This is a genomic window from Serratia microhaemolytica, assembly GCF_004011885.1.
In the GTDB taxonomy this organism is placed as follows: domain Bacteria; phylum Pseudomonadota; class Gammaproteobacteria; order Enterobacterales; family Enterobacteriaceae; genus Serratia_G; species Serratia_G microhaemolytica.
This window is the reverse complement of record NZ_SBEF01000020.1, coordinates 48,532-63,354: the sequence shown is the minus strand read 5'-3', so window position 1 is coordinate 63,354 and position 14,823 is coordinate 48,532. Positions and strand designations below refer to the sequence as shown.

11 protein-coding genes and 1 tRNA gene are annotated in these 14,823 nt (G+C 45.8%); 8 read left to right on the top strand and 4 right to left on the bottom strand.

Features of this window, described 5'->3' with window-relative positions; translation table 11 throughout:
* The 3 genes from EOJ37_RS08515 to asd form a co-directional block, all read right to left on the bottom strand.
* On the bottom strand, window positions 1–214 hold a 214-nt coding region (locus EOJ37_RS08515), incomplete at its 3' end, for a transposase (RefSeq protein WP_155522487.1).
* Window positions 215–495: 281 nt separating this feature from the next.
* A complete protein-coding gene (locus EOJ37_RS08510; RefSeq protein ID WP_127959501.1) occupies window positions 496–2,661 on the bottom strand; it encodes a glycoside hydrolase family 97 protein in 2,166 nt (721 codons plus the stop codon).
* 424 nt (window positions 2,662–3,085) lie between these two features.
* The gene (asd, locus tag EOJ37_RS08505; RefSeq protein ID WP_127959500.1) at window positions 3,086–4,189 is read right to left on the bottom strand and encodes an aspartate-semialdehyde dehydrogenase; all 1,104 of its coding nucleotides are present in this window, start codon (window positions 4,187–4,189) and stop codon (window positions 3,086–3,088) included.
* Window positions 4,190–4,765: 576 nt separating this feature from the next.
* On the opposite strand from asd, the gene EOJ37_RS08500 reads away from it, so the two are divergent.
* On the top strand, window positions 4,766–6,424 hold the full coding sequence (locus EOJ37_RS08500) for a putative transporter (RefSeq protein WP_127959499.1): 1,659 nt from the start codon (window positions 4,766–4,768) through the stop codon (window positions 6,422–6,424).
* Window positions 6,425–6,573: 149 nt separating this feature from the next.
* Here the strand turns inward: EOJ37_RS08500 and EOJ37_RS08495 are convergent, their stop codons facing one another.
* Window positions 6,574–7,827 (bottom strand): valine--pyruvate transaminase, encoded by a 1,254-nt coding sequence (locus EOJ37_RS08495; RefSeq protein ID WP_127959498.1) that lies wholly within the window; start codon window positions 7,825–7,827, stop codon window positions 6,574–6,576.
* 138 nt (window positions 7,828–7,965) lie between these two features.
* Here EOJ37_RS08495 and EOJ37_RS08490 point away from each other — a divergent pair.
* From EOJ37_RS08490 to EOJ37_RS08460, 7 genes are all read left to right on the top strand, one after another.
* Window positions 7,966–8,060, top strand: a tRNA-Sec gene (locus tag EOJ37_RS08490).
* Between the two features lie 293 nt (window positions 8,061–8,353).
* A complete protein-coding gene (locus EOJ37_RS08485; RefSeq protein WP_127959497.1) occupies window positions 8,354–9,904 on the top strand; it encodes a type I restriction-modification system subunit M in 1,551 nt (516 codons plus the stop codon).
* Entirely contained in the window at window positions 9,901–10,506 is a 606-nt protein-coding gene (gene fic / locus EOJ37_RS08480) for a protein adenylyltransferase Fic (protein ID WP_127959496.1), read from the top strand. Before EOJ37_RS08485 ends, fic begins: the two co-directional genes overlap by 4 nt.
* A 2-nt stretch (window positions 10,507–10,508) precedes the next feature.
* Window positions 10,509–11,786, top strand: coding sequence for a restriction endonuclease subunit S (locus EOJ37_RS08475; protein ID WP_127959495.1), 1,278 nt, complete (start codon window positions 10,509–10,511; stop codon window positions 11,784–11,786).
* Window positions 11,787–11,793: 7 nt separating this feature from the next.
* Complete coding sequence (locus tag EOJ37_RS08470) at window positions 11,794–12,207, top strand: endonuclease domain-containing protein (protein ID WP_127959494.1); 414 nt, start codon at window positions 11,794–11,796, stop codon at window positions 12,205–12,207.
* Window positions 12,208–12,326: 119 nt separating this feature from the next.
* Entirely contained in the window at window positions 12,327–13,523 is a 1,197-nt protein-coding gene (locus EOJ37_RS08465; RefSeq protein ID WP_127959493.1) for an AAA family ATPase, read from the top strand.
* Window positions 13,524–13,730: 207 nt separating this feature from the next.
* A complete protein-coding gene (locus tag EOJ37_RS08460; protein ID WP_127959492.1) occupies window positions 13,731–14,756 on the top strand; it encodes a virulence RhuM family protein in 1,026 nt (341 codons plus the stop codon).
* The last annotated feature ends 67 nt before the right edge of the window (window positions 14,757–14,823 follow it).

Sequence of the window (14,823 nt, the reverse complement as noted above, 5' to 3'; positions counted from 1 at the left end):
ACCACCGGTTAAAGCGGTTGTAAATCGTTTTCCAATTGCCATACCTTTCAGGAAGATCTCGCCAGGGAGCACCAGAGCAAAGCACCCAAAAGATCCCGTTCATGACAGGCCTATGTTCAAGGTAGGGACGACCGCCTCTTACACGATTACGTTCAGGCGGCAACAGGGTGGAAATGAGCGCCCAAGCCTCATCAGGGACATCATAACGAGCCAAATTCAAAATCCTCTTCTCGACTAAATATCGCCAAATTGTACAAAAAATAGTTACGGGACACACCCTAATGCGCTATTACTATTGTGATAGCGCATTCTGTTTCTCTGATGAACAGTACATGCGGGTGAAATTTTAATCGATAAGCATCATATTATTCAGCGTTTGCTATAACTCTTTACGATAAGGTTGAAAAAGCAATAGAAGTTCATCATGTGACAAGCCAGATATACACCGAAAGTGGCATTAAAAGCCATTATCAGGTGAATGTTTTATGCTTTCTTTTAACAGCCATGGATGACCATGATAAATCCACCAAAAGGTTTTAACCTCGTTTGCCATTCTGATTGCCAATTTACAGAGGAAATCTTGACATCTTGTTGATTGATCCCATCTTCGATTAATTGAATATTTGAGTGATCACTGCAATTTAACTGACTCAAATTCAATATTAAATCTCGTGATTTGCCTATAGGTGATTGGTAGCTTGGATCGTTATCTTTATTTAAAGAAGGTGATATCTCGGTAATTTCTCCGTTAATTGCGGCGATATACCAACTGTTGCTTTTACGGCGGGCAATCACAACGTATTTACCTGGATAGCCGTCTAAATAACGTGTTTCATCCCATGTATTGGGTAATTTTTTTAGATAATCTAAAACAACATTTGATAAACCAAGATAAGCAGTTTTTGTATCTGCCATTGTTTGTACACCAGATTGAAATATCACAGGTAATGCTAACTCATGGGTCAGTGTTGAACGTCGCGGATTCCATGGGTGAAAATTCAACGATACCATGGTTGGTGAGTAATCTAGTCCGCCAACAGGTTGGCGAATAAAGGGAATGATAGTATTCATCTCTACTAATTCATCATTACGTGCGCCGTTAGAGCCGTAAAAATTCCCTCCTGTGATTGATGCCTCGGTACCGACCAAATTTGGCCAACTGCGTTCCCAACCTCTGGGGGGTGTCCAATTGTGAATAGTGACCAATAAATGATGGTCTGCTGCATCTTTAAGAACTTCTTGCATATAAGTAATCATTTGCTGCTTATTACTTTCTACAATATCTACTTTTAGTCCTTTGATACCTTTGGCGGCTAATTGCTTCATCCATGTTTGACGAATAGTAGCATCATTTAATACGCCTTTAGGGGTGCTAGTATTGTTGTTGCTCTGATCGGTGCCAGAATTTACCCATACGAACAAGCCGACATTTTTTTTTGCAGCATAATCAGCTAATTCTTTTATATCTACCGGATTGTTATTCACATCTGTCATTTTGTCCCAATTGGCATCGATTATTGCGTATGGCCATCCCATTGTTGCTGCTAAATCAACAAAATCCTGATGACGTTGATAGCTAGTCTGTGGCGCTTGGTTAGACGCCCATCCCCAACTGGCACGTCCATAGTTAATCCATGTGCTATCAGTTAATTGAGAGGAAGCAGACAGGTCATTCATGGTGGTTTGTTCAACAATTGGTTTTAACTGATTACTAATAATTAGATAGCGCCAAGGTGTTGACCAAGGTAATCCTTGTTTTTGTGGATTAACTGGACCGTAATAACCATTTGCTTCAATATCTAATGGAAACTCATAGCGATAAACGGCTCCCGATGTGTCACTGGAAATACGTCCAGCAGGGTAGTCACCATTAAACCCCGCTTCATGGAAAAATACCCAATAAGACTGCTGATTAACTTCTGTTTGTAATAACAAAGGTAATCCAAACCCAAATTTTTCACCGGTATCTGCTTGGCCAACTGTAGCGAGCTTAGGCCAAGCACGATCATTGGTACGTTCAAAATAAAATGATTGTGCTTTAGGGTCTTTACCTGTTGCGCTATTAATATAACGCTGCGCAATTTGCACGCCACCGTTCTGTGGTATAGGTAGCGCTAGTTGTGTCCATTCTTTTTTAATCTCAAACATGCCTTGCTGTGTATCGGGGAAGTAGTATTGAAAAGCTACACCATGATTTTCTGCTCTTACGATTAACTGCATTCGCTGTTGGTTGGTATTGTTAAACTCATAAGTCACTTGATGTATTTTTTTATTGATCTCAGAGAAAGCCCCTTGTGGCATAGAGTAATTAACCAGTACTTCACGAGTGGGAGAACAGGAAACCAGCGTGAGATGCTGGTGAAAGTCACCATCATTGCGGGTAATACCTAATTCAGAAGGGGATACCACTTCATTGTTATCTAGCAAAACTGAATACCGTAAAACAGTAATGCCTTCTTTTTTAACAGGATTATTCGATAGTTGAAATGTTATTTTGCCATCAGGAGAAGTAATAGATGCGGTTTGTTGGCGGATATCACAAGAACTGTGCTGTGTAAGGTGATTTTTTTCATTAAGGTGATGGGAAGTACTATTATCACAACCGGTTGCCACTATCGTAGCCACCATGGTACAAGAAAAAATAACCAATTTTGCATGCATGACAAAACTTCCTAGAAAGAATAAAAGTAATGTCTGATGTTACTTTTTTTATATGATCTTTTAATGACAGCTTCGGTTGGAGCAACCGCATGAACGTTTTTTGACCGATTATTGACTAACAATAGTCAATTGGTTGAGTTAATAACATGTACGAATGCCCATTCGTGTGTTCGTCTTGTGTCACAAGGAAAGGCGCTAGACAGTTCCCTCTCCTTGATAGGCGAGGAGCTAACCAATGCTTTTGCTTTGATCAGCAATTCGGGCGTGCCGGATACAGCAATACTTCAGCTAAGTTAGCAGTAAAATTCTACTTTTAATTAAATTGGTTGTAATCTGACATCCACCCTCTCTCAGCGGGGAGGGTGGATATTTAGTTGTGGTGCTTTATCTGATTTGTCATGAAAAAAATAAGGCAATCTCTACATCACAACAAAACACGTAGCATCCGGCGTAGAGGCTCTGCGGCCCCCCACAGCAATTGGTCACCAACAGTGAAGGCAGAAAGATACTCAGGCCCCATGTTCAGCTTGCGTAACCGGCCGACCGGTGTATTGAGAGTACCGGTCACTGCTGCAGGCGTTAATTCGCGCATACTCAACTCACGGTCGTTCGGGATCACCTTCGCCCACGGGTTATGAGCCGCCAACAGTTGCTCAATATCAGCAATCGGCAGATCTTTCTTCAGTTTGATAGTGAAAGCCTGACTATGACAACGCAATGCACCGATACGTACACAAAGACCATCAACAAGGATTGGACTGCTGGTGGCCAAAATTTTGTTGGTCTCCGCCTGCCCTTTCCACTCCTCACGGCTTTGGCCATTTTCCAGTTGCTTATCAATCCACGGGATCAGGCTACCGGCCAGTGGAACGCCAAAGTTATCAGTTGGTAATTTACCACTGCGTGTCAGTGCAGTGACTTTACGCTCAATATCCAGAATGGCTGAGGCGGGATCACGCAACTGCTGAGCCACTTCATCATGCAGCATACCCATTTGTGTCAGCAACTCACGCATATGCCGAGCACCGCCACCGGAAGCGGCCTGATAACTGGCTACGGATGCCCACTCCACCATGTTGTTGGCAAACAGGCCACCTAATGCCATCAGCATCAGGCTGACAGTACAGTTGCCGCCAACAAAGGTTTTAATGCCTTGATCGATACCGCGCTCAATCACTGCCTGATTGACAGGATCGAGAATAATCACGGCATCATCTTTCATTCGTAGTGCAGAAGCGGCATCAATCCAATAACCTTGCCATCCGGTTGCACGCAACTTCGGGTAGATCTCATTGGTATAATCGCCGCCTTGGCAGGTAATAATTATATCGAGAGCACTCAGTGCAGCGATATCGTAGGCATCCTGTAATGTGCCAGCCTGACCAGCGAACGCGGGCGCAGCGGTACCGTGCTGAGAGGTAGAAAAGAAGACCGGACGAATGGCATCAAAATCACGCTCTTCTGTCATGCGTTGCATTAGCACTGAGCCGACCATGCCACGCCAACCAATGAAACCAACATTTTTCATAATTTACAATCCTGCCTTGGAGGCTGACTACACTCACTCCCCTCTGTTAACGGGTAACTATCAGGGCCAAGAGGCTATCCCATTAGGGCTATGCCGGTTGCTATTTTATGCGTTGATAGTGTTCACACCTTTCAGCCACTGCCGATACGCTGTGATCCTCGCACACTGTCGATGTTAAAACCGACCGATGTTAAAACCGGCAACCCCATAGCGCCCACTGGGATAGACTCTAAGTGAGAAATTGAATAGAGCCTTCACATTACAAAATGTTGGCAATAGCGGAAAGTGAAATTATTCGATACAGCGTCAGTGATCAGTAGTCATTCTTATAGCAACCCAAATATCCGGCTAAGCGATTAACAATCTGTGCGATCAGCTTTTTTCATCGACCTCATGTCCAGTGGTCACCTTGCTGCTACGTTTCGTCAGCCAACGGCAAATTCTATTTCGTGCTCCTGACAGGATTAGTGATCTCAGCTTGATTTGGTACACCTTATTGAGACGATCATCTGTGCCATAATTGAGCCGGTTGTGAGTGGTATATCAACGATTGAACTTCAAGTAAGGATGTGAGGTATGAGTGACATAGCTCTAACCGTCAGTATGCTGGCGTTGGTGGCTATTATCGGGTTATGGATCGGCAACTGGAAAGTGTACGGTGTTGGGCTGGGAATTGGCGGTGTGCTATTCGGCGGAATTATCGTCGGCCACTTCGCACAGATTTACCAGATAAGCCTTAATGGCGATATGCTGCACTTTATTCAGGAGTTTGGTCTAATCCTGTTTGTTTACACCATCGGTATTCAAGTTGGCCCTGGTTTTTTCTCTTCTCTGCGCGTCTCTGGTTTACGGCTTAATGGCTTTGCCATATTGCTGGTGTTGCTGGGTGGCATAGTTGCCGCCATCATTCATAAGCTGTTTGACGTTCCCCTTCCGATTATTCTCGGCATCTTCTCTGGCGCGGTGACCAATACGCCGGCACTCGGTGCAGGGCAACAGATATTGACCGATCTCGGCTCTGATCCGGCACTTATTGCCCGTATGGGCATGGGTTATGCAATGGCTTACCCGTTTGGTATTTGTGGCATTCTGCTAGTGATGTGGCTGATCCGGTTATTTTTTCGTATCAACATTGAACATGAAGCACAAGCATTTGACAAAAGCCTCGGCAACAAGCGTGAACGGCTGCAAACCATGAATGTGGCAGTGCGTAACCCCAACTTGCAGGGCTTGGCGATCAAAAGTGTGCCGTTGCTGAATAGTGACAACATCATCTGCTCACGGCTAAAACGTGGTGATCTGCTGATGGTGCCATCACCGCAGGAAGAGTTGGCGTTGGGGGATTTTCTGCACTTGGTTGGCAAGCGCGAAGATCTGGAAAATGCCCGTATCCTGCTTGGTGAAGAGGTCGATGTTTCGCTCTCTACCCAAGGCACGGCACTACAGGTGGTGCGTGCAGTGGTGACCAACGAGAAAGTTCTGGGGAAAAAGATCCGTGATCTTGGCCTAAAACAGAAGTACGACGTGGTGATCTCTCGCCTGAACCGTGCTGGGGTTGAACTGGTTGCTGGTGGCAATGTGACACTGCAATTTGGCGATATCCTCAACCTGGTCGGCAGACCAGAATCGATCGAGGCAGTAGCGGCGATTGTCGGCAACGCTCAGCAGAAGTTACAGCAGGTGCAGATGTTGCCGGTATTTATCGGCATTGGCCTTGGTGTACTGCTGGGATCGATCCCGTTATTTGTTCCTGGCTTCCCAGCGGCATTAAGGCTTGGATTGGCGGGTGGCCCACTGGTGGTAGCGTTGATCTTGGGGCGTATCGGCAGTATTGGCAAACTCTACTGGTTTATGCCGCCCAGTGCCAACCTGGCACTGCGTGAACTGGGGATTGTGCTATTCCTGGCGGTGGTTGGGCTAAAATCGGGCGGTAACTTCATCAACACCCTGATCCACGGTGAAGGCATGGCATGGATTGGTTATGGCGCACTGATCACCGCCATTCCGTTGATCACCGTTGGTATTCTGGCCAGAATGGTGGCAAAAATGAACTACCTGACCCTCTCCGGTATGTTGGCGGGTTCAATGACTGACCCACCGGCATTGGCTTTTGCCAACAACTTACACCCGAGCAGTGGTGCAGCAGCGCTCTCTTATGCCACGGTTTACCCGTTAGCCATGTTTTTACGTATCATGTCGCCACAGCTCTTAGCCGTGCTGTTCTGGATGATGTGAGGAGCACAGAGTGACGGCAAAACGCGGGTGCAGACAGCATGTCTGCACCCGCGATGCGCTGTTGATTAACCGAATGGGCCAACGGTATCAACAGCGCTTGTTAATCGAGCGCAAAACAGCAGGCTGATTTTGCGACCCGATCAGCTTTGTTAACCCTGTTGCTGATATACACGCTCCAGCTCTTCAGCCAATATCTTCACTCCTTGCTCAATTTTTTCTGGATCAGGCACATAGTTCATGCGCATACACTGATGGGTGTGTGGCCACTGCTCGGCCAACCCCGGAAAGAAGTAATGCCCCGGCACCATCAACACACCACGCTGTTTTAACCGCTGATAGAGCAGCTCGGTGCTGATTGGCAGGTCTTTAAACCAAAGCCAGAGAAAAATTGCCCCTTCTGGTTTATGGATCAGGCAGCGCTCTGGCGACAGATATTGGCGAATAATGGCGATGGTCTGTGCGACACGCTGTTGATAGAACGGGCGGATCACCTCGGCTGAGAGACGCAGCAGATCACCACGCTCGATCATCTCTGTTGCCAGCACTGGCCCGATACTGCCTGGTGCCAGGCTAACAATGCCATTCATATTGGTCAGCGCAGTGATAATCTTCTCATCAGCAACCACAATCCCACAACGCGTACCGGGCAAGCCAAGTTTCGACAGGCTCATACAAAGAATAGTGTTCTGGTTCCACAACGGCTGAGCCTGGCTAAAAATAATCCCCGGGAACGGCACACCATAGGCATTATCAATCACCAGCGGGATCTGGTGCTGCTGTGCTAACTGGTCGAGCTTGATCAACTCCTCATCAGTGATCACATTGCCGGTTGGATTGGTTGGGCGCGAGACACAGATCATACCGATATCATCAGCGATATGCAGGTTTTCAAAATCAATCCGGTACTTAAATTGCCCTTCTGGCAGATACTCAATGCTAGGTTTAGCGGCAACGAACATGTCTTCGCTCAAACCGACATCGGCATAACCGATATACTCCGGTGTGAGTGGCAGCAGCACCCGACGACGTTGGCCATCAGCACACTGGCCGGCAAACAGATTAAACAGATAGAAAAAAGCACTCTGGCTACCGTTGGTCAGGGCAATATTGCGCGCGCTAATTGGCCACCCCAACTCCTGCTGTAGCAATTGAGCCAGCGCCGTTAACAGGGCATCTTTGCCTTGAGGGCCATCATAGTTGCACAATGCTTCGGTTAACTTGCCCTGCTCGAGCAGATGTTGGCAAAGCTGTTTGAAGTAGCTCTCCATCTCTGGGATGGTCGCGGGGTTACCACCCCCCAGCATAATCGCACCCGGAGTACGCAACCCCTCATTGAGATCGCTCATTAAACGGGTAATACCAGAAAAGCGGTTAAACTTGTCGCCAAAAAGTGAAAATGTCATACGTTGATCCATGTTGGAGATACGTTGGGTATCCGACCACGTTACTGCAACAGAGGGCTGGACAGCAACACCCACAATTCGTTACTGTCAGCGCGCAGGTTTCTGGGTATAATCGCCGCCTCGCTCATCACTTCTATTGGAAGATCATCGTCCCCGGTGGGGCGGCTGGACTTCAAATCCAGTTGGGGCCGCCAGCGGTCCCGGGCAGGTTCGACTCCTGTGATCTTCCGCCAAGCTCTGTTCTCTAAACGTCAATACCTTTCAATACCTATCATTATCGTGTACTACGGACCTCAGCCACTGACTGAGCCGCCAACGCTGGTGCTAGTCTGTTTTTTTCTCTTGTTTGATGACACAGCAGCGTTAAATTCGCTATCGCCGGTGTACCATCGTCTTTCAGGGCGGTATCTAGCGGGTATTGCTAGATTCCTGCTACCATTTCGCCCACATGATGGGCGAACGCAAGATGCGGATTGCTGAAAAACACTCAGGCCTCAATCGAACGAGTTACAACAGGAACCTTAACATGACAAGTATTCAACAACGCGCCGCACTACAGCGCCAGATTTGGGCGATTGCCAACGAGGTACGCGGTGCGGTTGATGGTTGGGACTTTAAGCAATATGTCTTGGGAGCGCTGTTTTATCGCTTTATCAGCGAGAACTTTGCCAGCTACATCGAAGCGGGGGATGATAGCATCCACTACGCAGCACTGCCGGATAGCGTCATTACCCGCGAGATCAAACAAGACGCCATCAAGACCAAGGGTTACTTTATCCGCCCTAGCGATCTGTTTGTGAACGTGGCCAACAGTGCCAATAGCAACGAGAGTTTGAATACCGATCTCGCCCATATCTTTGCCGAGATTGAGGCTTCGGCCAGCGGTTATCCTTCTGAGCGCGATATCAAAGGGCTGTTTGCCGATTTCGACACCACCAGCAACCGCCTGGGTAACACGGTAAAAGACAAAAATGCCCGCTTGGCTGCGGTGCTGAAAGGGGTTGCCGAGCTGGATTTCGGTGAGTTTGCCGAAAGCCATATTGATCTGTTTGGCGATGCCTACGAGTTCCTTATCTCCAACTATGCCGCCAATGCCGGTAAATCGGGTGGCGAGTTCTTCACCCCGCAACATGTCTCCAAGCTGATTGCCCAGCTCGCCATGCACGGGCAAACCAGCGTGAACAAGATTTATGACCCGGCCTGCGGTTCCGGCTCGCTGCTGTTGCAAGCCAAGAAACACTTTGATGCACATATCATTGAAGAGGGTTTTTTTGGGCAAGAGATCAACCACACCACCTACAACCTGGCGCGGATGAACATGTTCTTGCACAACATCAACTACGACAAGTTCAATATCCAGTTAGGCAACACCCTGCTCGACCCGCATTTTGCTGATGAGAAACCGTTTGATGCGATTGTCTCTAACCCACCCTATTCGGTGAAGTGGGTAGGTTCAGACGACCCAACGCTGATCAACGATGAACGCTTCGCCCCTGCCGGCGTGCTCGCCCCGAAATCCAAGGCCGATTTTGCCTTTGTGCTGCACGCGCTCAGTTACCTTTCCAGCAAAGGCCGCGCCGCTATTGTCTGCTTTCCCGGTATTTTTTACCGTGGTGGTGCCGAGCAGAAGATCCGCCAATATCTGATTGATAACAACTACGTCGAGACGGTGATCGCCCTTGCCCCCAACCTGTTTTACGGCACCACCATCGCAGTAAATATCTTGGTATTGGCGAAAAACAAACAACACACCACCACCCAATTTATTGATGCCAGCGGTCTGTTTAAAAAAGAGACCAACAATAACGTGCTGCTGGATGAGCATATCCAGCAGATCATGGCGGTGTTCGACAGCAAAGCGAATGTCGATCACTTTGCCCAGTCAGTGCCGTTTGAGGCGGTGGTTGCCAACGACTATAACCTCTCGGTGAGCAGCTATGTCGAGGCGAAAGATACGCGTGAAGTGGTGGATATTGCGCAACTCAATGCTGAGCTGAAAACCACCGTGGCGAAGATTGCTCAACTGCGCACTGAGATTGATGCCATTGTGGCGGAGATTGAGGGAGAGACGCCGTGACGCTGGAAAACAAACTCAATATTACTGATCAAATCGAACTGGCCAAGACGGAAGAGAAAATCAGCAAACAAAAAGCCAAACAACTGTTTGATTCCGGTGATATCAACCAAGTCGCGGTTGGTCAATTCGCTGGGCTTGCGTTTATCCACGGCTATTTGTTTGGTGATATTTACTATTTTGCTGGCAAAGTGCGCGATGTGAATATCGCCACAGGCAATTTTCGTTTTGCGCCAGTGATGTACCTTGAGGTATCACTGAACTACATAGACACTATGCCACAAAACAGTTTTGAGGCGATTATCGAAAAATATGTCGAGATGAACGTCGCCCACCCGTTCCGCGAAGGCAATGGCCGCGCCACACGCATCTGGCTGGATCTGATGCTGAAAAAAGAGATCCAGCAGGTGGTGGACTGGAACCAGGCCGATAAAGAAGAGTACCTCTCTGCTATGCAGCGCAGTGTGGTAAAAGACCTTGAGATCAAAGCCCTGCTAAAATCAGCCCTCACGCCTGAGATTAACGACCGCGCTCTTTATATGAAAGGCATCGATGTCAGCTATTACTATGAAGGCTACAGCGAATTCAAAACGGAGGATCTGTAAGCATGAACAATATCAATTTTTTGGATAAGCTGCTGGATGGGGTTGAGGTGGAGTGGCGGGCGTTGGGGGAGGTGCTTGTACGAACCAAAGGCACGAAGATTACTGCCGGTCAGATGAAAGAACTTCATAAAGACGGTGCACCCGTTAAAATTTTTGCAGGCGGCAGAACGATTGCATTTGTTGCATTTGCAGACATACCTGAAAGAGACATAAATAGTGAGCCGTCAATTATTGTGAAGTCTCGTGGTGTAATTGAATTTGAGTATTATGATAAGCCGTTCTCTCATAAAAATGAGATGTGGTCTTACTACTCAAACAATGAATCAGTCCATATAAAATATATTTATCATTTTTTAAAAATGAATGAGCCCTACTTTCAGAATATCGGTAAGAAGATGCAAATGCCTCAAATTGCAACTCCTGACACTGATAAGTTCGATGTCCCCATCCCTTGCCCCAACAACCCGAAAAAATCGCTTGAAATTCAGGCTGAAATTGTGCGTATTTTGGATACATTTACTGCGCTTACCGCCGAGCTTACCGCCGAGCTTACCGCCGAGCTTACCGCACGCAAAAAACAATACAACTACTATCGAGATAAGTTGTTGAGTTTTGCAGAAGGGGAAGTGGAGTGGAGGACGTTGGGGGAGGTGACGAAAAAATGGCATTCAGGGGGAACTCCGACAGCGGGAACGCCAGAATATTACGAGGGCGGTAAAATCCCATGGCTAAGAACCCAAGAAGTTAAATTTTCTGACATTGAAGAGACAGAAAATAAGATAACTGTTTCTGCACTGAAAAATTCAGCCGCTAAGTGGATCCCCGAAAATTGCGTAATAATTGCTATCTCTGGGGCAACGGCAGGCAGGTCTGCGATTAACAAAATACCATTAACAACTAATCAGCACTGTGGTTGTTTGGAAATAGATAGCTCTAAAGCTTTATACCGCTATGTATTTCATTGGGTTAGTTTTAATTATGAAAATATTAAGGCGCTTGGGCAGGGTGCTAGAGGCGATCTTAATTCTAGTATCATAAAAAACTTCAAGCTTCCCATTCCCTATGCCGAAGACCCTGAAAAATCGCTTGCTGAACAAGCCCGCATCGTTGCTATCCTCGATAAATTCGATGCCCTAACCCACTCCATTACCGAAGGCTTACCGCGCGAAATTGCCTTGCGCCAAAAGCAGTATGAGTATTACCGCGATTTGTTGTTGAGTTTTCCCAATTCCCCTCCTTCGGAGGGGTGCCCGGAGGGCGGGGTGGTAAAAAAAGAGTAGCAAAATCATGAGACATACCAAAAAATATCACTCACTCCCTTATAATCCCGCTTTATGCACGGGAGCCAAAGCGTTGCGCAAAGCAGGTGTATTGCATGAGACGTTACTTTGGCTCGAATTAAAATCAAAAAAACTGCATGGATTGGATTTCGACCGACAAAAAATCATCGGCAACTGCATCGTAGATTTTTACTGTGCTGAAAAAGCCGTGGTGATTGAGGTAGATGGCAGTTCACATAATAACAAATCAGATCAAGACACCGAGCGAGATCGGTATTTGGAAAGTCTGGGGTTAACGGTGATACGTCTACTGGCAAAAGAGGTATTGCAGAATATGGAAGGGGTGATTGTTTTTTTAAAAAACCACCCCGCCCTGACGGGCACCCCTCCAACGGAGGGGAATAGCACTAATGCAGGATAGTTTGGCATTTCCATAATCTGTCCAGTTGGTTTAAATTCGGTGTAGCACGGCAAAATATTATCAGTATTACTGTAACTTGTTGTTAAGTTATCCAAAGCTAGAAGAGGTGGCTGCGTAACATGAGTAAAACGCTAACGGAAATAGCCCAACAGCTAAAAGACAAAGATACAAAAGTACAGTTGATCTATGCCTTTAACGGTACAGGTAAAACGCGACTGTCTCGTGAATTTAAGAAGTTGATTGCACCTAAAAATTCAGAAAGAGATGAGAGCGGGGATGGTGAGCTTTCACGGAATAAGATCCTTTATTACAACGCCTTCACTGAAGACTTGTTCTATTGGGACAACGATTTAGTAGGCGATGCTGAACATAAGCTGAAAATCCGGCGTAACTCTTTTACGGATTGGATTCTTGAAGAACAAGGGCAAGACCGAAATATTATCACCAATTTTCAGCGTTACACGAATAATAAGCTCACACCACGGTTTAACGAAGAATATAAAACCAAAGATAAAGATGGCAACGAAGTTATAGTAGAAGCGTTTTCAGAGGTGACATTTTCCCTTGAGCGGGGAGATGATGAGCATTCTCGTAATCTGAAAATATCTAAAGGTGAAGAAAGTAATTTTATCTGGAGTATATTTTATACCCTAATTGTTCTAATAATAGAAACCTTAGAAGAAGTGAACCCAGACTTTCCAGAAACTACACCATTCGATGAGCTTGAGTATATTTTTGTTGATGACCCAGTAAGCTCACTTGATGAAAATCATTTAATTAAATTGGCTGTCGATTTGGCTGAGCTCATTCGGAAAAACAGATCAAAGGTAAAGTTCATAATTTCAACCCACAACCCTCTTTTTTATAATGTTTTGCAAAATGAGCTTGGAAATAAAAAAGCCAATTACAAACCTGAAAAACATTTCAAGAAATATCGCCTAATTAAAAATGAGGGTGAATCTTTAGACCTTGAAGAGCAAGACAATGACTCGTTTTTTTCTTATCACCTACATCTTAAGGCGGAATTAGAAAAGGCAATTAGCAACAATCAATTAAAAAAGTATCACTTCAATTATCTGCGTAATATTTTGGAAAAAACCACTATTTTCCTTGGATATAAAAAATGGGGAGACTTGCTACCACAGTCAGGCACTGAAGGCAGCAATCCTTATGAAGCGAGAATAATAAACTTACGTAGTCATTCGAAGTACGCGGGAGAAGAGGTAAGCGAACTTACTGATGAAGAAAAACGTGTTTTAAATAGGTTAATTAGGCACCTTGATAGGATATATAAGCCTGACCTAAAAGATGTTTAAGAAGGAAAAAGAAAGTAAAATGACTCATTACAAAACCATCGCTGAATCCAACCACTTTATCGTGTTGGATAAGTTAGTTCCCCTTGTGAAGGGGAAGATGTTAGTGTGGGGTCAGGTCTTAAAACTGTTGATTATTTTGAAATAACCCCTCCCAGTCTCCCGTTGACTGGAGGAGGAGCTAAAGCACACAGATAAGGAGAAAGAGCGATGTCTAAGCAGTTAAGTCTACAAGATCAAACCACGGAGTTTCTGCTCTATACCGCCCCCAATGGTGCGGTAAAGGTTGAGGTATTGCTCAATGGTGAGACGCTTTGGCTTACCCAGAAACGCATCGCTGAACTGTTTGGTGTCGGTGTACCCGCCATTTCAAAGCACCTTAAAAATATATTTGACAGTAATGAGTTAGATCATGAGGCAGTTGTTTCCATTTTGGAAACAACTGCTGATGATGGCAAAAACTATCAGACAAAATACTATAACCTCGATGCTGTTATCTCAGTCGGTTATCGCGTCAATTCAACTCAAGCAACCCAGTTCCGTATTTGGGCTACCCAACTGCTTAAAGAGTACATCATCAAGGGGTTTGCCATGGATGATGAGCGGTTGAAGAATGGCCGCTTCTTCGGTAAGGACTACTTTCGCGAATTACTGGAACGGGTACGCTCTATCCGTGCCAGTGAACGGCGTATCTACCAACAAATTACCGATATTTTTGCTGAATGCAGTATCGACTATGACCCAAAATCGAAAACTACCCAGTTATTCTACGCCCACGTACAAGACAAGTTTCATTTTGCCATTACCGGCCACACAGCGGCAGAAATCATTGCGCTAAAAGCTGATGCAACTAAGCCACTGATGGGCATGAGTACCTATAAGAATGCGCCACAAGGCCGTGTATTGAAGTCGGATACGACAATCGCCAAAAATTATTTAACTGAAAACGAAATAAAAAAATTAGAACGAGCAGTGTCAGGGTTTTTCGATTATATCGAAGGGATTATTGAGCGGCGTAATACCTTTACTATGGAAAGCTTTGCCGAAAGTGTGAATAAATTTCTAGCCTTTAATGAATATCAGATCCTGGAAGGTTATGGCGCAGTGCGTAGAAAAGAGGCTGAGCTAAAAGCACATACTGAATATGACAAATTTAATAAGCAGCAGCGTATAGAGTCAGATTTTGATCGAGAAGTAAAAAAGCTGTTGCATAATAAGAGACCACACAATGGCTAATTGCCAAATCCCCTTGTCAAAGTGAGGGAGTGGGGTAAACAACGTAATTTAATAGCTAGAGGGCAAC